17 protein-coding genes are annotated in these 19,780 nt (G+C 68.5%); 4 read left to right on the top strand and 13 right to left on the bottom strand.

Translation table 11 applies throughout. From position 1 onward, the window contains the following. Nucleotides 1-20 precede the first annotated feature (20 nt). Nucleotides 21-971 carry a FecR family protein gene (locus EDC64_RS11605; RefSeq protein ID WP_132031464.1) on the bottom strand — a complete coding sequence of 317 codons (951 nt, stop codon included), beginning with the start codon at nucleotides 969-971 and terminating at the stop codon, nucleotides 21-23. Beyond that, nucleotides 971-1,510 (bottom strand): RNA polymerase sigma factor, encoded by a 540-nt coding sequence (locus EDC64_RS11600; RefSeq protein WP_132031463.1) that lies wholly within the window; start codon nucleotides 1,508-1,510, stop codon nucleotides 971-973. The genes EDC64_RS11605 and EDC64_RS11600 overlap by 1 nt, the downstream gene beginning before the upstream one ends. 327 nt (nucleotides 1,511-1,837) lie before the next feature. On the opposite strand from EDC64_RS11600, the gene thiD reads away from it, so the two are divergent. Next, nucleotides 1,838-2,650 (top strand): bifunctional hydroxymethylpyrimidine kinase/phosphomethylpyrimidine kinase, encoded by an 813-nt coding sequence (gene thiD / locus EDC64_RS11595; protein ID WP_245504662.1) that lies wholly within the window; start codon nucleotides 1,838-1,840, stop codon nucleotides 2,648-2,650. A 79-nt stretch (nucleotides 2,651-2,729) separates the two neighbouring features. Then, a complete protein-coding gene (locus tag EDC64_RS11590; RefSeq protein WP_132031462.1) occupies nucleotides 2,730-3,347 on the top strand; it encodes a helix-turn-helix domain-containing protein in 618 nt (205 codons plus the stop codon). 22 nt (nucleotides 3,348-3,369) lie between these two features. Here the strand turns inward: EDC64_RS11590 and EDC64_RS11585 are convergent, their stop codons facing one another. The 7 genes from EDC64_RS11585 to rfbC form a co-directional block, all read right to left on the bottom strand. Continuing rightward, nucleotides 3,370-6,027, bottom strand: coding sequence for a sulfite reductase flavoprotein subunit alpha (locus tag EDC64_RS11585; protein ID WP_132031461.1), 2,658 nt, complete (start codon nucleotides 6,025-6,027; stop codon nucleotides 3,370-3,372). Between the two features lie 20 nt (nucleotides 6,028-6,047). Further along, entirely contained in the window at nucleotides 6,048-6,773 is a 726-nt protein-coding gene (locus tag EDC64_RS11580; protein ID WP_132031460.1) for a DUF4198 domain-containing protein, read from the bottom strand. Nucleotides 6,774-7,003: 230 nt separating this feature from the next. Then, complete coding sequence (locus EDC64_RS11575; protein WP_132031459.1) at nucleotides 7,004-7,777, bottom strand: ferredoxin--NADP reductase; 774 nt, start codon at nucleotides 7,775-7,777, stop codon at nucleotides 7,004-7,006. A gap of 178 nt (nucleotides 7,778-7,955) precedes the next feature. After that, the gene (gene rfbA / locus EDC64_RS11570) at nucleotides 7,956-8,828 is read right to left on the bottom strand and encodes a glucose-1-phosphate thymidylyltransferase RfbA (RefSeq protein WP_132031458.1); all 873 of its coding nucleotides are present in this window, start codon (nucleotides 8,826-8,828) and stop codon (nucleotides 7,956-7,958) included. Between the two features lie 10 nt (nucleotides 8,829-8,838). Beyond that, nucleotides 8,839-9,720, bottom strand: coding sequence for a dTDP-4-dehydrorhamnose reductase (gene rfbD, locus EDC64_RS11565; RefSeq protein ID WP_132031611.1), 882 nt, complete (start codon nucleotides 9,718-9,720; stop codon nucleotides 8,839-8,841). Further along, a complete protein-coding gene (gene rfbB / locus EDC64_RS11560; protein ID WP_132031457.1) occupies nucleotides 9,717-10,769 on the bottom strand; it encodes a dTDP-glucose 4,6-dehydratase in 1,053 nt (350 codons plus the stop codon). The genes rfbD and rfbB overlap by 4 nt, the downstream gene beginning before the upstream one ends. A 21-nt stretch (nucleotides 10,770-10,790) precedes the next feature. Beyond that, on the bottom strand, nucleotides 10,791-11,348 hold the full coding sequence (gene rfbC / locus EDC64_RS11555) for a dTDP-4-dehydrorhamnose 3,5-epimerase (protein WP_132031456.1): 558 nt from the start codon (nucleotides 11,346-11,348) through the stop codon (nucleotides 10,791-10,793). 318 nt (nucleotides 11,349-11,666) lie between these two features. Between rfbC and EDC64_RS11550 the strand changes: the two genes are divergently transcribed. Beyond that, the gene (locus EDC64_RS11550) at nucleotides 11,667-12,359 is read left to right on the top strand and encodes an EAL domain-containing protein (protein WP_245504661.1); all 693 of its coding nucleotides are present in this window, start codon (nucleotides 11,667-11,669) and stop codon (nucleotides 12,357-12,359) included. A 40-nt stretch (nucleotides 12,360-12,399) separates the two neighbouring features. Here the strand turns inward: EDC64_RS11550 and EDC64_RS11545 are convergent, their stop codons facing one another. After that, nucleotides 12,400-13,821: a mannose-1-phosphate guanylyltransferase/mannose-6-phosphate isomerase gene (locus EDC64_RS11545; protein ID WP_132031454.1), complete on the bottom strand. Its 1,422-nt coding sequence runs from the start codon at nucleotides 13,819-13,821 to the stop codon at nucleotides 12,400-12,402. A gap of 182 nt (nucleotides 13,822-14,003) precedes the next feature. Here EDC64_RS11545 and EDC64_RS11540 point away from each other — a divergent pair, with 182 nt between their 5' ends. Further along, a complete protein-coding gene (locus tag EDC64_RS11540; protein WP_132031453.1) occupies nucleotides 14,004-16,145 on the top strand; it encodes a sodium-translocating pyrophosphatase in 2,142 nt (713 codons plus the stop codon). 135 nt (nucleotides 16,146-16,280) lie between these two features. Here the strand turns inward: EDC64_RS11540 and EDC64_RS11535 are convergent, their stop codons facing one another. The 3 genes from EDC64_RS11535 to EDC64_RS11525 form a co-directional block, all read right to left on the bottom strand. After that, entirely contained in the window at nucleotides 16,281-16,967 is a 687-nt protein-coding gene (locus EDC64_RS11535) for a ribonuclease HII (RefSeq protein WP_132031452.1), read from the bottom strand. A gap of 131 nt (nucleotides 16,968-17,098) precedes the next feature. Then, the gene (locus EDC64_RS11530) at nucleotides 17,099-17,974 is read right to left on the bottom strand and encodes a VOC family protein (protein WP_132031451.1); all 876 of its coding nucleotides are present in this window, start codon (nucleotides 17,972-17,974) and stop codon (nucleotides 17,099-17,101) included. Between the two features lie 107 nt (nucleotides 17,975-18,081). Further along, nucleotides 18,082-19,710 carry a CTP synthase gene (locus EDC64_RS11525; protein ID WP_132031450.1) on the bottom strand — a complete coding sequence of 543 codons (1,629 nt, stop codon included), beginning with the start codon at nucleotides 19,708-19,710 and terminating at the stop codon, nucleotides 18,082-18,084. Nucleotides 19,711-19,780 lie beyond the last annotated feature (70 nt).

Genomic DNA, 19,780 nt, shown 5'->3' with positions numbered 1-19,780 from the left:
CGCGCGGCTTTTTTCGCCGCTCAGAGAATGACGGTGAGGAGCGGCAGGCGCAGCACGCGCGCCGGCAGGGTCTGTTCGATCGTGTCGAGGACCGATTGCGGATCGTCGAGGTCGAACACGCCGGTGACTTCCTGGGCTCTCAGGCTGGGGCCCGCGATCAGGATGCGGGTGTGGGTGTGCCGCTGCAATTCGCTGACGACGTCTTCCAGCGGGCGCCGATTGAAGATGAGCTTGCCCCGCCGCCAGGCCGTCGCCAGCCCGGCATCGAGGCTCTGCGGCGCGGCGACCCCCTGGGGACCATAGCGCACGGCCTGGTCCGCCCGCACCGTCACGCCCTCGCGCGACCCGCCTTCGAGACCGACCGCCACGACGCCCTCGACCACCGTGACCGTGACGCTCTGCGCGCGCATGTCCACGTCGAAGGCGGTGCCGATGGCGCGCGTCCAGCCATTGGCGGCGGCGACGAAGAAGGGGCGCGTCGGCTCGGGTACGACGGTGAACAGCGCCTGACCCTCCATCAGCCGAACGCCGCGCCGCGCGGCGGAATAGCTCAGAGCGAGCGCCGTGCGGGCGTTCAGCCAGGCCCGCGACCCGTCGGGCAGAACCACGTCGCGGGTTTCGCCGACGCCGGTGGAATAATCGGCGAGGACCTTTCGGCGGAGCGGATCGGACACGGCGGCGCCGAGCCCGAGGGCGGCGGCCGCGCCGCCGACGATGAGGGTCCGGCGGGTGAGCTTGCCCCGTGCCGCCTTGCTCTCGGCCCGCACGCTTCCGCCCGCCCGGCCGAGCCCATGCCACAAGGCCTCGGCTTCGCGAGCTGCGATTTCATGCGCGGGGCTGGTCTCGCGCCAGGTCGAGAAGCCGCTGCGCTCGCTCTCCCCCGCCGTGCCGGAATGCAGGCGGACCATCCAGTCGATCGCCTGATCGCTGAGCGCGATGTCGGCGAACCGGCGGGGATCGGAGCCACGCATCACACGGGTTCCGCGGACCAGAGCGCCCGCCGGCTGTCGCGGCAATGGCGCAGCGCCTGGGCCAGATATTTCGCCACCATGCTCTGAGACACCCGCAGGCGGGCGGCGATGTCGGCATGGGAGAGCCCATCGCAGCGGTTCAGGAGCAGCGCCGTCCGGGGCTTGGCGGGAAGTTCCAGCAAGGCGCGCACGAGCGCCCGCAATTCGTCCCGGTGAAGCGCATAAGCCTCCGGCGAGGGGGTCTGGTCGGCGATCTCGCGCAGGACGCAATCGTCGCTCGTGCACCGGGAGGTGTGGCGTCGCTCCCGGCGCAGAAGATCGATCGCGATATTGCCGGCGAGCCGAAGCAGGAAAGCCTGCTTGTCGTGCACCGTCGCCGGCTGGTCCGCCATGGTGGCCAGCCGCAGCCAGGTTTCCTGCAGCGCCTCTTCCGCCAGATCCCGCGAGCCCGTGCGGCGGCTGAGATGGCCGCGCAAGGTCCGCCACTGGAGCATGTAGGCCAGCATCAGATCCGAGGGGGCGGGGCGTGCAACGGACATGGAAAGAGAATGAAATCCGAAGTTTATATAATTCTCCCAAAGCTTAGAGACTTGCATTCCTTCCTGCAATGCGAATGATTTAGAGTAATAATAAAATCAAACAAACCGGGGTGTGTGAGGAAGTAGAAAGCGAAGGACTTCACGTCGCGCGGCGCGGCATGTTCAGTCGTGAACGGGCGCGGGTGGTCTTGTCCCGGATCGCGCGGGCATCGGCTGAGATGAAGCCGATGGATCCTCGAACCCGAGCGAATCCCGATTCAATCAAAGCGACGCCTGCTTTAGACTGACGCGGCCGGGACGGTCCGGCGACTGGCCCCGGAGACCGCCGTGCCCGACACGTCCATCCCCATCGCGCTCACCATCGCGGGTTCGGATTCCGCCGGTGGCGCGGGGATCCAGGCGGACCTCAAGACCTTTTCCGCTCTGCGTGTCTACGGCGCCAGCGTCGTCACGGCGCTCACCGCGCAGAACACCCGCGGCGTCTCGGCGATCCACGACGTGCCGCCCGACATGATCGCGGCGCAGATCGACGCCGTGTTCTCCGATCTCGACGTGCGGGCGGTGAAGATCGGCATGCTCTCCCGGCCGGCGGCGATCGAGGCCGTGGCCGCCGGGCTGGCGCGCTGGCACAGGGGCCCGGTCGTGCTGGATCCGGTCATGGTCGCGGCCTCCGGCGCGCGGCTGCTGGAAGATGCCGCCGTCGCCACCCTGCGGGAGCTGCTGCTGCCGCGCGCCGATTTGCTGACCCCGAATCTTCCCGAGGCGGCTGTGCTTCTGGGTGAGGAGGAGGCCGCCGACGAGGCGGCGATGCGGCGCCAGGGCGAACGTCTGATGGCGATCGGCGCGCGCGCGGTGCTGGTCAAAGGCGGCCATGCGGACGGCGCCGAGAGCGTCGATCTCCTGGTGACGGCTGACGGCGCCATGCGGCTGCCCGCGCCGCGCCACGCCACCCGCAACACCCATGGCACCGGCTGCACCCTGTCCTCGGCGATCGCCGCCGGGCTCGCGCGGGGCGAGGATCTCGGCACGGCGGTGGCGAAGGCGAAGACCTATATCAGCGGCGCCATCGCCGCGGCCGACCGTCTCCATGTCGGCCAGGGGCATGGGCCGGTGCACCACTTCTTCGCCCTCTGGGCGTGACGCCGCGCACCATTGGTGCGGCGCGGGAATGCCGCTATCGTCCGCTCCTGCGAACAATCGTTCGGAACAAGGAAGCATCATGGCGCAGCGGGAGCGGGGCGGGGACCGCAATCTGGAGAGCGGTGCCCAGGCGATTACGGGCCAATTGGGCAAGACCATTCAGCGGCTGCGCAAGGCCTACAATCTGTCCCTGTCGGATCTCTCCGAGCAGTCCGGGGTTGCCAAGTCCATCATCAGCCAGATCGAGCGCAACGAGACCAATCCCACCCTCGCGACGGTCTGGCGCCTGTCCCAGGCGCTCGACATGTCGGTGGAGCGCGTGCTCGCCTCCAGCGAGGACGCCCCCTTCGTCGAGAAGCTGACGCGGGCCGACACGCCGATCCTGGTCTCCGAGGACGGGCTGTGCCGCCTCACCATCATCGGCTGGATCAAGACGGTGGAATGGCTGCAATATTACGACTTCCACGCCGAGCCGGGCGGGGAGCTCGATTCCGACGCGCATCAGCGCGGGGCCATCGAATGCCTCAGCGTGCTGTCGGGCACGCTCCAGGTCGATGTCGCGGGCACGGTCGAGACCGCCAAAGCGGGCGAGACGCTGCGCTATCGCTGCGACCGGCGGCATACCATCCGCAATGTCGGAGAGGCGCCGGCCCATGCCTTCATGGTCTGCATGATGAAGGCGGCCGTCCTGGATTGACCCGGTCCGCGGCGCGGCCGGATCAATAGACGTCGCGGCAATAGCGGCGCTCCTCCGCGAGCGCTTCGACGGCGGGGGCGCCGATCAGGTCGGTCAGCACCTGGTCGACCGCCGGCGCCATGCCCTTCAAGCTGCCGCAGACATAGATGGCGGCGCCGTCCTTGAGCCAGGCTGCGACGTCCGCCCCCGCCGCCCGCAGCCGGTCCTGCACGTAGATCCGGGCATTCTGGTCGCGCGAGAAGGCGAGATCGAGTCGGGCGAGGGCGCCGGCGCTCTGCCAGGCGGTGATCTCGTCGCGGAAATAGAAATCGTGCGCCGCGTTGCGCTCGCCGAACAGCAGCCAGTTGCGGTCGCCGCCGCCATGGATGCGCGCCTTGAGATGGGCGCGCAGCCCGGCGAGCCCGGTGCCGTTGCCGATCAGGATCATCGGTCGCGCGGCGTCCGGGCCGTGAAACCCCGGATTCGCGCGGATCCGCAGGTCGATCGTCTCGCCTTCGGTGGCGTGCGCCGTCAGCCAGCCGGAGCCGATGCCGAGGCTGGAATCGGCGTTGCGGGTCTGGCGGATCACGAGTTCCAGCCGCCCGTCCGCGGGGATCGAGGCGATGGAATATTCCCGGTGCGGCAGCGGGGCGAGGCTGTCGGCGAGCGCCTGCGCGCCGCCCGTCACCGTCGCCGCCGGCAGGAGGCTGCGGGCCAGGACATCGCGCAGCGGCACGGTCTGTCCCGCGGCGACGACCGCCGCGGCGCCGTCGAGCCCGTGGCGCGCCAGCACCGCCTCGACCGCGGCCGGGCCGTTGCGCGGGCCGATCTCGACGATGTCGCCGGCCCGCCAGTCCGGCAGCGGGCCGTCGGCGGGCGCGAGCGCGACATGGAAGGTGGGCAGGCCGCTGCTGCCGGGATTGAGGCAGCGCCGCGCGAGGAGGCGCCAGTGCTCGTAGCGCGGCGCGACCCAGTCGGGCAGGGTGCCGAGGCCGGACAAAGCGCCGAGCTGGGCCTGCCAGTGGCGCAGCGCGCCGGGATCCTCGCCATCCACCTCGATCCGGTCGAACAAAGGCGTCGCGCCATGGGTGCGCAGCCAGGCATCGAGGCTCTGCCCGAAGCCGCAGAAGTGCGGATAGGCGCGGTCGCCGAGGGCCAGCAGACCATAATCGAGATGGTCGAGGCCGCGCCCCGCGGCGGCCATGCGCCGGGCGAAGCCGCGCGCTGCGTCCGGCGCCTCGCCCTCGCCGAAGGTCGAGACCACGAACAGAGCGCGCCGCGCCGCCGCGATCGCGTCCGGCGCGAGACTGGCGAGCGGCGCCACCGTCACCGGCAGGCCGGCGGCCTGCAACGCACCGGCGCTCTGCCAGGCGAGCCGCTCGGCGGTGCCGGTCTGGCTCGCGAAGGCGACCAGAACGGGCGCGTCCGTCCCCGCCGCGGCAATCGGCGTCGCCGGAAGGGCGCGCGCGGCGGCACGGGCCTGCGCCTTCTTCTTGCGGCGGTCGAGATAGAGCATCCAGCCGGTGATCGCGAACAGCGGCATCACCAGGCTCGCCAGCATCATCAGGATGAGGCCCGGCAGGCCGAAAAAGGCACCGGAATGCAGCACGAAGATGCTGCCCATGAGCTTCTGCCCGGCGGGCAGGTCGTCATAGCGGCGATGCTCGCGCACCGTGCCGGCGGCATCGAGGACGAGGGTGTTGTTGGCGCGCTCGTGCGCGGGGTCGTGCGGCTGATAGCTGATCGTGAGGCTCTGCGCATTGCCCTGGGGCAGGCGCAGGGTGGCGGTGGAGAAGCCGCCGCTCTCCTTCAGGAAGACCGGCCAGAGTGCGGCGATGTCGAGCGCGGCGCGCGGCGCGCCCTGCGGCCGTCCGCTTTGGCCGCCCTGCGGCCGCCCGCCTTGACCGGCTTGCGCCGGCTGCCCCGGACTGCCGGCGGCGGGACCCGGCGCACCTTGCCCGGGGCCGCCCTGCGCCGCCTGCGGCGGCGGTCCGCCGGGGCGCATCTGCTGCGGGCGTGGCGTGCCGGTGAGGTCGAACAGCGCGCTGCGATACCAGTCATAGGACCAATAGAGGCCGGTCAGCGCGGCGAGCAGATAGAAGGGCAGGACCCAGGTGCCGATGACCGAATGCAGCTCCCACAGGAAGCTGCGGCCGCGATGGGCGATATCGAGCGCGAACCAGGCGCGCCAGTTCAGCATGCGGCGCGGCCAGCGCAGATAGAGCCCGGTCAGAGAGAGCACGATCAGCGCGACCGTGCTGGCGCCGACGATCTGCTTGCCGACGTCGCCGGCCGCCAGCCAGCGGTGGATCTGCATCGTCGTGCGGAAGAAATCCAGCCCCCGGATGTCGCCGAGCATCGCGCCGTCATAAGGATCGACATAGCGCGTCTCGCCGCGCGGCCCGCCGCCTTGGCCGGGCAAAGGCGCGAGCACCACGCGCGCGGCGCGCGCGGGATCCGTCGAGACGGTGACGGCGGTGACGGTGCGCTCCGGCGCATTGGCCCGCACCCGCGCCAGCAAGGCATCGGGCGCGAGAAGGCCGCCCGGCCGCTCGGTCACCGTCCGCACCCCCGGATTGAGGGCGTCGAGGATCTTGTCCTCGAACGAGAGCATGCCGCCCGTCACCCCGACTATTGCGAGCACGATCCCGGCAGTGATGCCGAGCAGCCAGTGAAGCTGAAACCAGACCGCCTTGATCATGTCGCGTCCGCCCCGCGCCGTCAGCGCACCGTGAAGACCATGTTGGCATTGGCGCTGTAGCGCCCGTAGGTCGGCGCCGTCTCGGCGAGGCTGTGCGAGGTCTTGACCACCCACAGGCCCGGCGCGGTGATCTTCACATAGCCGAGCCCGTCCTTCTCCGCCGCCGAGGCATAGGCATAGGTCGCCTCGCGGGTGGAGAAGCCGTCATAGGTCGCGAGGATCCGGCCGGCGAAAGGCTTGCCGTCGAACAGCAGCTTGACCGGCAGTTCGTCGCCGACCTTCAGCTCGGCGGGATTGGCGAGCGGCACGATCTCCAGCCGGTCGCCCGTGGCGATGTCGAAGCCGGTCGCGCCGGGCTTGAGGTTGAGCAGGGCCTTCGAGGCATTCTCCGACAGCGTCGCGGGCTCCGGCGGGCGGCCGGCCTCCGGACGCGGCGTCCGGGTGCGCGAGAGCTTCGCGGTGACCAAAAACGGCGCGTCGGACGGCGCCGCGGCGGTCCCTTCCAGGGACTTGGTCTCGGCATTGGCGGTGAGCGCGACGGCGCTCGCGCCCCCGCCGGACACGACCCGCGCCGTCACGTTCTCGATCGGCGGGACGAAGTCACCGACGATGAAGACTTCCGTCAGCATCACCTGGACCGGAATGCTGGCGCCCGAGGCGGCCTTCGGCTTGACGACGAAATCATGTGCCGCGGCGGGGAACGCGATCGTCGCGGCAAGAAACAAAGCGGAAAGGGGGGCGCGCATGTCACGGGTCCTCGCTCAGGCGGCAACGGCGCGACGCCGTCGACCCGGCCGGAATTGAAGATCCGTGGCATATCAAGCGCCGGACACCCCCACAACATGCCTGGCTCTTCTATAGAGCGATTGTAAAGGGCGTGGTTTTTAAAGATTCTAAGCTTTGATTTTTCTTGGCAACCCGCTGCCGCCGCTGCGGCAGCTCGGGCAGGGCGGAGGGGGCGTGGCCCGGGGGGGCGTCAGCGCTCGACGAAAGCCTTCTCGATCACATAGGCGCCGGGGCTGGACTGGCTGCCTTCCGAAAAGCCGCGCGCCTCCAGCGTCTCGACCACGTCCTTCAGCATTTGCGGGCTGCCGCACAGCATCAGCCGGTCGGCCTGCGGATCGAGCGGCGGCAGGCCGATCTCGGCGAACAAGGCCCCGCTCTCGATCAAAGCGGTGATGCGGCCCTGGTGGCGGAACGGCTCGCGGGTGACGGTGGGATAATAGATCAGCTTCTCCCGCACCATCTCGCCGATCAGCTCGTCGTTCGGCAGGACGTTGGTCAGATAGTCGTCATAAGCGAGCTCGGCCACGGTGCGGCATCCATGGACCAGGATTACCTTGTCGTAGCGCTCATAGGCGTCGGGATCCTTGACCACCGAGAGGAAGGGGGCGAGGCCGGTGCCGGTGGCGAGCAGATAGAGATGCTTGCCCGGCAGAAGGCTGTCCTGCACCAGCGTGCCGGTCGCCTTACGGCCGACCAGGACCTTATCGCCCACCTTCAGATGCTGGAGGCGCGAGGTGAGGGGGCCGTTCTGCACCTTGATGGAGAAGAATTGCAGCTCCTCCTCATAGTTCGCGCTGGCCATCGAATAGGCGCGCAGCAGCGGCTTGCCGTCGACCATGAGCCCGATCATCACGAACTGCCCGTTGAGGAAGCGGAAGCCGGGATCGCGCGTCGTCGTGAAGGAAAAGAGCCGGTCCGTGAAATGCCGGACGCTGGTTACCGTTTCCTGGTTCAGATTGCTCATGGCACCGCCGTCACGGGCGAAACGGCGGGGGCGCGTCGGCGCAATCACCCGATCCGTTCTGTGGGATAGTCGATTTCACCCTATAAAGGATGGCGATGCCCCGCGCCACCGCCCGGAGCGGCATGCGGCGCCATGTCCACGCGCTGCGCCCCCGGCCCAGCTGTCTCGGGGCCGACGCTCAGACGCCCTCGTCGGCGAGGCGCGAGAGGTAGCGCCCATAGACTGACTTGCCTTGCACCTGCGCCGCCTGGCGCAACTGCTCGGCGTCGATGAAGCCTTCGCGGAACGCGATTTCCTCCGGCGAGGAGATTTTCAGTCCCTGCCGCTGCTCCAGGATCTGGACGAACACCGCCGCTTCGAGGAGCGAGTCGGGCGTGCCGGTGTCGAGCCAGGCGAAGCCCCGGCCCATGCGCGCCACATGCAGCTCGCCCAGTTCGAGATAGGCGCGGTTGACGTCGGTGATCTCGATCTCGCCGCGCGCCGAGGGCTTCACATTGGCGGCGATGTCGAGCACCCGGTTGTCGTAGAAATAGAGGCCGGTAATGGCGAGGTTCGACCGTGGCTTTTCCGGCTTCTCCTCGATCGAGAGCACCCGGCCGGTCGAATCCACTTCGGCGACGCCGTAGCGCTCGGGGTCCTGGACGGTATAGCCGAACACGGTTGCCCCGGTTTCGCGGGCCACCGCCTGTTCCAGCAGTTCCGGCAGGCCGTGGCCGAAATACAGATTGTCGCCGAGGATCAGGGCGACGCGGTCCGCACCGACGAAGTCGCGGCCGACGATGAAGGCGTCGGCGAGGCCGCGCGGATGTTCCTGCACGGCATAAGACAGGGCGATGCCGAACTGGCTGCCATCTCCCAGGAGCTTCTGGAACAGCGCACTGTCGTGCGGCGTCGTGATGATCAGGATGTCCCGGATCCCCGCCATCATGAGCGTCGAGAGGGGATAATAGATCATCGGCTTGTCATAGACCGGAAGCAGCTGCTTCGAGACCACCTGGGTGATGGGATAGAGCCGGGTGCCGGTGCCTCCGGCGAGGATGATGCCCTTCACTTTGCCTCCGTCAGGTGGTTTTCAGCAGCGCGTCGACCACTTCGGCGGTGCGCGTCTGCCAGGGCATGGCGCGCACGCCATAGGCCTGCTCGAACAGGCGCGACTCGAGTTCCGAGTTTGCGGGGCGCCGGGCCGGGGTGGGGTAGTCGGCCGTGGTGATCGCGGCGACTTCGGGCGTGCGCCCGGTATGGCGGGCGGCTTGGCGCACGATCTCGCTGGCGAAGCCGTGCCAGGTCGTGGTGCCGGTCCCTGCGAAATGGAAGGTGCCGAACCGCGCGGTCCCGGCCTTCGCCGCGGCGGCGGCGGCGAGCAGCGCCTCGGCGATGTCGCGCGTCGCGGTCGGGCAGCCGCGCTGGTCGGCGACCACCGTCAGCCGGTCGCGCTCGCGGGCGAGGCGCAGCATGGTCTTCAGAAAGTTGCCACCGTGCACGCCATAGACCCAGGCGGTGCGCAGGATGATGTGATCCGCGTGCGCCGCCCGCACCGCCGCCTCCCCGGCGGCCTTGGTGCGACCATAGACGCCGAGCGGCGCCACCGGGTCGCTTTCGACATAGGGGCCGGTCTTGGTGCCGTCGAACACGTAATCGGTCGAGATGTGGAGGAACGGCACACCCGCATGGGCACAGCGCTCGGCGATCAGGCCCGGCGCGCGCCCGTTCACGCGGGCGGCCGCCTCCGGCTCGCTCTCCGCCTTGTCCACCGCCGTGTAGGCGGCGGCATTGATCACCGCGTCGGGGCGCGCGCTCTCGATCGCGCGGGCGATCGCCGCCGGATCGCAGATATCGGCGCCTGCGCGGTCGAGCGCGACGAGGTCGAGCCCCCGCTCGGCCGCGAGCGCGACGGTTTCGCGCCCGACCTGCCCGTTGGCGCCGAACAGAAGCACGCGCATCAGGAGGCGAGCCCCAGCCGTTGCCCGGCATGCCCACGCAGCGGCTCCCACCAGCCGGGATTGGCGAGATACCATTCGATGGTCTTCTTCAGCCCGCTCTCGAACGTCTCGCGGGGGGTCCAGCCGAGTTCGCTCTGCAGCTTCGAGAAATCGATGGCGTAGCGGGCGTCGTGGCCCGGCCGGTCGGTCACGAAGCGGATCAGGTCCTCGCGGCGCCCGATCCCGGCATCGGGGCGGATCTCGTCGAGCAGGGTGCAGATGGTGCGCACGACGTCGATGTTCCGTCGCTCGCTCGCGCCGCCGACATTGTAGCTCTCGCCGAGCCGGCCCTTGGTGGCGATCAGATGAAGCGCTTCCGCATGGTCCTGTACGAACAGCCAGTCGCGGACATTCTCCCCGGTGCCGTAGACCGGCAGCGGCGCGCCTTCGAGCGCATTCAGGATCACCAGCGGGATCAGCTTTTCCGGGAAATGATAGGGGCCGTAATTGTTGGAGCAGTTCGACATCACCGCCGGCAGGCCATAGGTGTGGTGCCAGGCCCGCACCAGATGGTCCGAGGCGGCCTTGGAGGCCGAATACGGCGAATTCGGCTGGTACGGCGTGTCCTCCCGGAACAGGCCCTCGGCGCCGAGGCTGCCGAACACTTCGTCGGTCGAGATGTGGTGGAAGCGGAACGCTTCCGCCGCGGCGCCGGACAGGCCGCGCCAATAGCGCAGCGTCTCCTGCAACATCGTATAGGTGCCGACCACATTGGTCTCGATGAAGGCCGCCGGACCGTCGATCGACCGGTCGACATGGGATTCCGCCGCGAGGTGCATCACCAAGTCCGGCCGGAACTCCGCCAGAGCGGCCGCGACCGCCGGCCCGTCGCAGATGTCGCCGCGCACGAAGCGATGACGCGGATTGTCCGCCACCGGGGCCAGCGAGGCGAGATTGCCGGCATAAGTGAGCTTGTCGAAGGTCAGGACATCGAGGTCCTGGCCGATCAGGTGCCGGACGAGCGCGGAGCCGATGAAGCCCGCTCCGCCGGTAACGAGAATGCGCTGTGCCATCTTGTCCTTGTCCGTCCGCCGTCAGTCTTGCTGGAACGGGCTGTCATAATCCTTGAGGCGCGGCAGGACGCGGTCCTTGTCGGACAGGATCGCTTCGGCCACCGGCCAGTCGATGGCGAGGTCGGGATCGTCCCAGACCAGCCCGCCTTCGCTCTCCCGCGAATAGGGATTGTCGACCTTGTAGAGCACCTTGGTGTTGGGAACGAGGGTGCAGAAGCCGTGGGCGAAGCCGCGCGGCACGAACAATTGCTCGCGCCCCTCCGCAGTCAGGGTGGCGCCGACCCACTTCCCGTAGGTCGGCGACCCGGTGCGGATATCGACGGCGACGTCGTAGATCGCCCCCTGGACGACGCGCACGAGCTTGGCCTGGGCGAAAGGCGGGGCCTGGAAATGCAGGCCCCGCAGCGTCCCGACGGGCTCGGACAGGGATTCGTTGTCCTGCATGAAGTCCGCAACGACGCCGTTCTTCGCGTAGCGCTCGCGGACATAGGCCTCGGTGAAATAGCCCCGCGGATCGTCGAACCGCGGGGGGGTCACCAGAATGACCTCGGGAATGTCCAGGCGCGCGAAGGCTGTCATAGAGGGGGGCAACCCTGTGAAAAAGCGCGCGGACGTTAGCCGCCCGCCTTTGTCAGGTCAATCAAGGCCAAGGCCGGCGAGAGGGGTGTCTTGACCGTCAAAAGAAGCCGACCGGCGGTGCGATTTTTCCAAGGTCTCTTTCGCCCTTCCTTCGTGGTGTTTGTAAAAATACAGTAGAGTAAAATATCGCGGATCGGCTTTTTCTAAAGCCAAGTTTTGGATCGAAGCATGATTTCCGCAACGCCGGATCGGAAGAGGCGAGGATCTGCAAAATGCACGGGATGCTTGGATGGACTTGAGGTTCCTTTCGCATTTTCCATGGCGTTCCAGCCGATCGTCGATGTCAGGCGCCGCAGCATCTTCGCCTTCGAGGCGCTGGTCCGCGGCAGGGAGGGGCAGCCGGCCGCCTTCGTGCTGGACCAGGTGACCGAGGCCAACCGCTACAGCTTCGATCAGGCCTGCCGGATCAAGGCCCTGGAACTCGCCGCGGCGCTGGGGGCGCCGCGGCGCGCGCAGAACGGCGTCTCCATCAATTTCATGCCCGGAGCGGTCTACGAGCCGGCCAATTGCCTCAGGCTCACGCTCGAAGCCGCCCACCGCCTCGGCATCCCTCTGTCTCAGATCATCTTCGAAGTGACGGAGCAGGAGAGGGTGTCCGAGCCCGGCCGCCTCACCCGCATTCTCACCGAATATCGCCGCCAGGGCCTGCTGACGGCGATCGACGATTTCGGCAGCGGCTATGCCGGCCTGGGCCTTCTGGCCGACTTTCAGCCGGACATCCTGAAGCTCGACATGGGCCTGACGCGCGCCATCGATACCGACCCGGTGCGCCGCGCGATCGTCGCCGGCATCGTGCGCATGGCCGGCGACCTCGGCGTCATTCCGGTCGCGGAAGGCATCGAGACCCGGGCGGAGATGGAGACGGCGGCCGCGCTCGGCGTCGCCCACATGCAGGGCTACCTGTTCGCCCACCCGGCCTTCGAGGCGCTGCCGGATCCCCTGTTCGTCTGAGGCGGGCGTGCGGCCGTCGTTCGGCGGCCGGCGCCGGCCCTCAGCAGCGGTCGTAGGCGTCCTCCAGGCGGACGATGTCGTCCTCGCCGAGATAGGAGCCGGTCTGCACCTCGATCACTTCGAGCGGGATGCGGCCGGGATTGGCAAGGCGGTGGACCCCGCCGAGCGGGATATAAGTGGATTCGTTCTCGTGCACGGCGAACACCTTGTCCTCCACCGTCACTTCCGCCGTGCCCTGCACCACGACCCAGTGCTCCGCCCTGTGGTGGTGCTTCTGCAGCGACAGCGTCGCGCCGGGATCGACCACGATCTTCTTCACGTGGAAGCGCTCCCCCCGGCAGATCGTCTGATAGGTGCCCCAGGGCCGGTGCACCTTGACATGCTCGTCCGCGGCATTGTGCCGGGCCGCCTTCAGCGAGGCGACGAGCTGCTTGACCTCCTGGGCGCGATCCGAGGGCATCACCAGGACCGCGTCCTCGGTCGCCACCACGGAAATGCCCGCGAGCCCGATCCCGGTCACCAGCGGGCCGTCGGAGCGCACATAGCTGTCATGGCTGTCGCGCAGCGTCACCGGCCCGGCCGTCACATTGCCGTCCGCGTCCGGCGCGCCGATCTCGCGCACCGCGTCCCACGCGCCGATGTCCGACCAGCCGAAATCCCCCGCCACCACCGCGGCGAGCTTGGTGTGCTCGAGAACCGCGAAATCGATCGATTTCGCCGGCGCGGCGGCAAAGCTCTCGGGATCGAGCCGCAGGAAGCCGAGATCCGTGCCGGCCCGCGCCACCGCGCCGAGCGCCGCGCCGGTGAGTTCCGGCTCGAACCGCTCGGCCTCGGAGATCATCAGCGCCGCCGGAAACAGGAAATTGCCGGAATTCCAGAGATAGCCGTCCGCGACATAGCCCGCCGCCGTGCCGCGGTCCGGCTTCTCGACGAAGGCGTCCACGGTATGCCCGCCTTCCGCCAGCGCCGCGCCCGGCCGGATATAGCCGTAGGCGGTGCGCGGGCCGTCCGGCGCGATGCCGAAGGTGACGATCCGGCCGCTCGCGGCGACCCGGGCCGCCGCCTGCACCGCCGCCTGGAACGCCGCGACGTCCTTCACCACATGGTCCGCCGCGAGCGCCAGGACCAGGCAGTCGGCGCCGTGGATCTGCTGGGCGACGGCCGCCGCGGCCAGCAGAGCCGGCGCGCTGTCGCGCCGCGCCGGTTCGAGGACCACCACCGCCTCGATGCCGACCTCGCTCGCCTGACGCCGGGCGAAGAAGCGGAAATCGGTATTGGTCACCACGATCGGCGGCAGGAAATCGTCGCCCGGCGGCACCCGCAGCAGCGTGTCCTGATAAAGGGTGTTGTCCGAGACCAGGGCCAGGAACTGCTTCGGCAGGCTGTTGCGCGAAAGCGGCCAGAGCCGCGTCCCCGTCCCACCCGCCAGGATTACCGGAACGATCTTGCCTTGCGGCTGCATTACGCCTGTCCCTGATTGCGGTCGACGCCACCTTAGCTCGCACAGCCGCAGGCCGGCGTCCAGCGCAAGCTCGCGGCCGAAAAATGCGCCGAGCGGCCATTGCGACTCCGCAACGCACCCCTCACACTCCACCGCCATAAAAAGAACCGGCACGGGTTGGGAAAACGAAAGGGATGGGTTTCATGTTGGCTCTTGTATTGATCATTGCCTGCGGCCTGTTCGCCCTGGGCTATGGAATCTGGGCCGGGCGCGCCGTCATGGCCGCCGACCCCGGCACGCCGCGCATGCAGGAGATCGCCGCGGCGATCGCCGAAGGCGCGCAAGCCTATCTGCGCCGCCAATACCTCACCATCGCGGTGGTCGGCGTGGTGATCTTCGTTCTGGTCGGCCTGTTTCTCGGCTGGCTGGTGGCCATCGGCTTCCTCGTCGGTGCCGTCCTGTCCGGCCTTGCCGGCTTCATCGGCATGAACGTGTCGGTCCGGGCCAATGTGCGCACCGCCCAGGCGGCGACCAAGTCGCTCGCCGGTGGCCTCGACATCGCCTTCAAGGCGGGCGCGGTGACGGGCATGCTGGTGGCCGGCCTCGCTCTGCTCGGCGTCGCGGTCTATTTCGCCATCCTGACCCACGGCATCGGTCTCGCTCCGGGCAGCCGCACGGTGGTCGACGCGCTGGTCGCGCTCGGCTTCGGCGCCTCGCTGATCTCGATCTTCGCCCGGCTCGGCGGCGGCATCTTCACCAAGGGCGCCGATGTCGGCGGCGACCTCGTCGGCAAGGTCGAAGCCGGCATTCCCGAGGACGATCCGCGCAACCCCGCGACCATCGCCGACAATGTCGGCGACAATGTCGGCGACTGCGCCGGCATGGCGGCCGATCTGTTCGAGACCTATGCCGTGACCCTGGTCGCGACCATGGTTCTGGCGGTCATCTTCTTTGCCGCCACCCCGGCGACGCTGACGACCATGCTGCTTTATCCGATGGCGATCGGAGCGGTGTGCATCCTGACTTCGGTCGCCGGCACCTTCTTCGTCAAGCTCGGCCCGACCTCCTCGATCATGGGCGCGCTCTATAAGGGCTTCGGCGCGTCGGCCGGCCTGTCGGTGATCGCGCTCGCTCTCGTCACCTGGCTGCTGCCGGGCTTCGGCGCGATCGAGGGCAGCACGGTCACGGGCACGCAATTGTTCCTGGCCGGCGTCGTGGGCCTCGCCGTCACCGGCGCCATCGTCGTCATCACCGAATATTACACCGGCACCGGCTATCGCCCGGTGGTGTCGATCGCCCAGGCTTCGGTGACGGGCCACGGCACCAACATCATTCAGGGCCTCGCGGTGTCCCTCGAATCGACCGCGCTGCCGACCCTGGTCATCATCGCCGGGATTCTCTGCGCGTACGGGCTCGGCGGCCTGTTCGGCATCGCCATCGCCGCGACCACGATGCTGGCGCTCGCGGGCATGGTGGTGGCGCTCGACGCCTTCGGCCCGGTGACGGACAATGCCGGCGGCATTGCGGAAATGGCGGGCCTGCCGGCGGAGGTGCGTCATTCCACCGACGCGCTCGACGCGGTCGGCAACACCACCAAGGCGGTCACCAAGGGCTATGCGATCGGTTCGGCCGGGCTCGGCGCGCTGGTCCTGTTCGCGGCCTACAGCCAGGATCTGAAATACTTCATCGGCCAGGCCGCTCCGGGGACCTATTTCTCCGGCGTGACGCCGAACTTCTCGCTGGAAAATCCCTATGTGGTGGTCGGCCTGCTGTTCGGCGGCCTGCTGCCCTTCCTGTTCGCCGCCATGGGCATGACGGCGGTGGGGCGCGCGGCGGGGGCCATCGTCGAGGAGGTGCGGCGCCAGTTCCGCGAGAAGCCGGGCATCATGGAAGGGCGCGACAAGCCGGATTATTCCCGCGCCGTGGACATGCTGACCAAGGCCGCCATCAAGGAGATGATCATCCCCTCTTTGCTGCCGGTCCTCTCGCCCATCGTCTGCTATTTCGTCATCTATTTCGTGGCGGGCGGCGGCGTCGCGGGCAAGTCGGCGGCTTTCTCGTCGCTCGGCGCCATGCTGCTCGGCGTGATCGTCACCGGCCTGTTCGTCGCGATTTCGATGACCTCCGGCGGCGGCGCCTGGGACAATGCGAAAAAGTCCTTCGAGGACGGCTTCGTCGATAAGGACGGCGTGCGCCACTATAAGGGCTCGGAGGCCCATAAGGCCTCGGTGACCGGCGACACGGTCGGTGATCCCTACAAGGACACGGCCGGCCCCGCCGTGAACCCGATGATCAAGATCACCAATATCGTCGCGCTGCTGCTGCTGGCGGTGCTGGGCCACTGAGGATTACCTATAGGCCCGGCGTCAGCCGGGCCGTCCTCCTCACGGCCGGCTGTGGGCCGTCCCTTTCCCGGCCCGGCCCGCAGCCGGGCCGGATCCTTTTGTATTCTGCGCGGCCCCGTCGACAGCCAGGCCGTCTTATTCCGCAGCGACGATCTCGGCTTCCGCAAACAGCAGCAATTGCTGTGCGCGCACCGGCGCAAAGGAGCGCCGGTGGTGCGGGCAGGGGCCGTGGGCGCGCAAAGCGAGGCCGTGCTCGGGCGTGGAATAGCCCATGTGCCGCTCGAAGCCATAGGCGGGAAATACCGCGCCAAGGCCGGTCATGAGCCGGTCCCGAGTCACCTTGGCGACGATCGAGGCGGCGGCGATCGAGGCGATCAGGGCGTCGCCGCCGATCACCATTTCCAGCGGGCAGGCCACCGGCGGCGGATCGTTGCCATCGACGAACACCAGAGCCGGCACGCGCGGCAGCCCGCGCACCGCGCTCGCGAGCGCCCAGAGCGAGGCCTGGCGGATATTGTCGCGGTCGATGCGGGCCGGCGGCGCGAGGCTCACCGAAACCTCTGCGGTGGCGCAGATCTCCTCGAACAGCGCTTCGCGGCGCTCGCGCGTCAGCTTCTTGGAATCGTCGAGGCCGCGCGGCAGCCGCGACGGATCGAGGATGACGGCGGCGGCGACCACCGGCCCGGCCAGCGGCCCGCGTCCGGCTTCGTCCGCGCCGGCGACCGGCGCCGCACCGTCGCGATAGAGGGCGCGTTCGCGCGCAAAGCCGAGACCTGCCGCCGTCTTCCCGGTCTTCCCCGTCTTGCCGCCGTCTCGCGCCACGCCTGATCCCCGCTTCCCACCTGCGCCGCCCGATCGGGTGACCCGGCGAGGCACACGCGGGACTCACCTGCGACTCTGAAGGCACAGGCGGAATTCTAATTCGGAACCGGACGGCGACGCCACCCGGCCGGTCAGGCGTTGGGCATGCGGTCCACCACCAGGATCGCGCCCAAAGCGGCGCGCGCGGGGACCACGACCGCGCCGTCGCTCGCTTCCTCGATCATGCGGCGGGCGGCGAGGCCGCGCCGCATTTCGGCCGTGCCCGCCACAGCGAACCGGATCGCGGCGATGCGCAGGCCCTCCAGACCCGGTGCCGCGACGTTGAAGCGTGCGGCGAAGGCCGGCCGGGCCATGATCTCGATTTCGCCGCGCGGGGTGCGGGCGAGATACCAGTCGTCGGCGACCCGCAGCGGCGTCGCCCCCGTGAGGGTGTCGATGAAACTCGCATGGTCCACGGGATGGTCGGCAACCAGCACCACCCCGGTCACGCCGGCGACGCCGTTATGGTGGCGCTGCATGGCGGGGACCCAGAAATTTTCGGGCTTGCGCTGGGTCGAAGTGAAAAAGCCGGCATCGGGCGCCGCCGGATCCTGCGCGAAGGCGAGGGAGAAGCCGACCTCGACCTCTTCGCCGTCCGGCCGGCGCGCCATCCGCGAGAAATCGAACAGATCGAAGCCGCCGAAGCCGGCGGCATCGAATGCCGCCTTGTCCGCTGCAGGGTCCACGCCTTCGAGAGCGAGCATGGAAAACCCCTCGCCGCAGCGGGCGAGAAAGTCCCGGTTGAAGGCGCCGAACGAAAAATGGCTGCCGGCGCTCTCCGGAATCTTGTCGGGCTCGGCGACCGCCAGGAGCTCGATGAAGAAGCCGGGCATCTGGACGATGCGGTTATAGGTGCCCCAGGGGTGTTGGTTGCGCGGTCCGACCGTGAAGCCGATCAGGTCGTAGATCTCCCCGGCCGCGTCCAGGTCGCGCACCACATGGACGATATGATCGAGACCGCGCGGCATGGGCGCCTCCCCGGCATTGAACTTCCCGGCTTGAAGCTTCGCTTGTGACACGCCTTCGAACGGTGGGGCAACCTTTGACGCGGAGGCGCGGTGCCCACCCCGCTCGGTCACACGAGGCGGCTCTGCTCCATGGCGGCGCCGACGAAGGCGGCGAACAGCGGATGGGGATCGAACGGCCGCGATTTCAGTTCGGGGTGGAACTGGACGCCGATGAACCAGGGATGGCCGGAATGTTCGACGATTTCCGGCAGCAGCCCGTCGGGCGACATGCCGGAAAAGCGCATTCCCTGTTGCTCCAGCCGTTCCTTATAGGCGGTGTTCACCTCGTAGCGGTGGCGGTGGCGCTCGCGGATGTCGAGGGCGCCATAGACGCCCGCCACCCGGCTTTCCGCGTCGAGCCGGGCGGGATAGGCGCCGAGCCGCATCGTGCCGCCGAGATCGCCGTTCGCCCGGCGCTTTTCGAGTTCGTTGCCGCGCAGCCATTCGGTGAGGAGGCCGACCACAGGCTCCGAGGTCTCGCCGAATTCGGTGGAATTTGCCGCGGCGATGCCGGCGAGATTGCGCGCCGCCTCGATCACCGCCATCTGCATGCCGAAGCAGATGCCGAAATAGGGCACCGCCCGCTCGCGGGCGAACTGCGCCGCGCGGATCTTGCCTTCGGCGCCGCGCTGGCCGAACCCGCCCGGCACGAGGATGCCGTGGACATGTTCGAGGAAGGGGGCGGGATCCTCGCGCTCGAAAGTCTCGCTTTCGATCCAGTCCAGCTTGACCTTGACCTTGTGGGCGATGCCGCCATGGGCCAGCGCCTCGATCAGCGACTTATAGGCGTCCTTCAAGCCGGTATATTTTCCGACGATCGCGATCGTGACCTCGCCCTCGGGATTGCGGACCCGGTCCTCGATCGTGGTCCAGCGCTCGAGCTTGGGCAGCGGCGCCGGCTCGATCCCGAAGGCCGCCAGCACCTCGGTGTCGAGCCCCTCGGCATGATAGGCGGACGGCACGGCATAGATGTTGTCGACGTCGCGCGCCTCGATCACGGCGCTCTCGCGGACATTGCAGAACAGCGCGAGCTTGCGGCGCTCCTCGCGGGGGATCTCGCGGTCGGTGCGGCACAGCAGGATGTCGGGCTGGATGCCGATCGAGCGCAGCTCCTTCACCGAATGCTGGGTCGGTTTGGTCTTCAGTTCCCCGGCGGAGGGGATGAAGGGCAGCAGCGTCAGATGGATGAAGATGGCGTGGCCGCGCGGCAGATCGTTCTTGAGCTGGCGCGTCGCCTCGAAGAAGGGCAGGCCCTCGATATCGCCCACCGTGCCGCCGACCTCGACCAGGACGAAATCGAACCCCTCATTGCCTTCGAGGACGAAATCCTTGATCGCATTGGTGACGTGCGGGATCACCTGGACGGTGGCGCCGAGATAGTCGCCGCGCCGCTCCTTGTTGAGGATGTCCTGATAGATCTGCCCGGTCGTCACATTGTCGCGCCGGGTGGCCGGACGGCCGGTGAAGCGCTCGTAATGGCCGAGATCGAGATCGGTCTCGGCCCCGTCATCGGTGACGAACACCTCGCCGTGCTGATACGGGCTCATCGTGCCCGGATCGACATTGAGATAGGGGTCCAGCTTGCGCAGCCGGACGGTGTAGCCGCGCGCCTGAAGAAGCGCACCCAAAGCGGCTGAGGCGAGGCCCTTGCCCAAGGAGGACACGACGCCGCCGGTGATGAAGAGATAGCGCGCCATGGGCCTTCACTCTAATTCGCGCAAACACGATTCGGCGAGAGCGCCGTGCCCGGCGCTTCGCCTTGCCTGT

This window comes from Aquabacter spiritensis, assembly GCF_004346185.1.
Lineage (GTDB): Bacteria > Pseudomonadota > Alphaproteobacteria > Rhizobiales > Xanthobacteraceae > Aquabacter > Aquabacter spiritensis.
The sequence above is the reverse complement of the archived record's forward strand: the minus strand, read 5'-3'. Positions and strand labels throughout refer to the sequence as shown.

What these genes read in the sequence shown, in the direction of transcription:
- EDC64_RS11600 (WP_132031463.1), bottom strand. Translation starts at nt 1,510, where the DNA reads ATGTCCGTTGCACGCCCCGCCCCCTCGGATCTGATGCTGGCCTACATG.
- rfbC (WP_132031456.1), bottom strand. Translation starts at nt 11,348, where the DNA reads ATGACAGCCTTCGCGCGCCTGGACATTCCCGAGGTCATTCTGGTGACC.
- EDC64_RS11550 (WP_245504661.1), top strand. Translation starts at nt 11,667, where the DNA reads ATGGCGTTCCAGCCGATCGTCGATGTCAGGCGCCGCAGCATCTTCGCC.
- EDC64_RS11530 (WP_132031451.1), bottom strand. Translation starts at nt 17,974, where the DNA reads ATGCCGCGCGGTCTCGATCATATCGTCCATGTGGTGCGCGACCTGGAC.
- EDC64_RS11545 (WP_132031454.1), bottom strand. Translation starts at nt 13,821, where the DNA reads ATGCAGCCGCAAGGCAAGATCGTTCCGGTAATCCTGGCGGGTGGGACG.
- EDC64_RS11540 (WP_132031453.1), top strand. Translation starts at nt 14,004, where the DNA reads ATGTTGGCTCTTGTATTGATCATTGCCTGCGGCCTGTTCGCCCTGGGC.
- EDC64_RS11605 (WP_132031464.1), bottom strand. Translation starts at nt 971, where the DNA reads ATGCGTGGCTCCGATCCCCGCCGGTTCGCCGACATCGCGCTCAGCGAT.
- EDC64_RS11585 (WP_132031461.1), bottom strand. Translation starts at nt 6,027, where the DNA reads ATGATCAAGGCGGTCTGGTTTCAGCTTCACTGGCTGCTCGGCATCACT.
- EDC64_RS11590 (WP_132031462.1), top strand. Translation starts at nt 2,730, where the DNA reads ATGGCGCAGCGGGAGCGGGGCGGGGACCGCAATCTGGAGAGCGGTGCC.
- EDC64_RS11575 (WP_132031459.1), bottom strand. Translation starts at nt 7,777, where the DNA reads ATGAGCAATCTGAACCAGGAAACGGTAACCAGCGTCCGGCATTTCACG.
- rfbB (WP_132031457.1), bottom strand. Translation starts at nt 10,769, where the DNA reads ATGGCACAGCGCATTCTCGTTACCGGCGGAGCGGGCTTCATCGGCTCC.
- EDC64_RS11580 (WP_132031460.1), bottom strand. Translation starts at nt 6,773, where the DNA reads ATGCGCGCCCCCCTTTCCGCTTTGTTTCTTGCCGCGACGATCGCGTTC.
- EDC64_RS11525 (WP_132031450.1), bottom strand. Translation starts at nt 19,710, where the DNA reads ATGGCGCGCTATCTCTTCATCACCGGCGGCGTCGTGTCCTCCTTGGGC.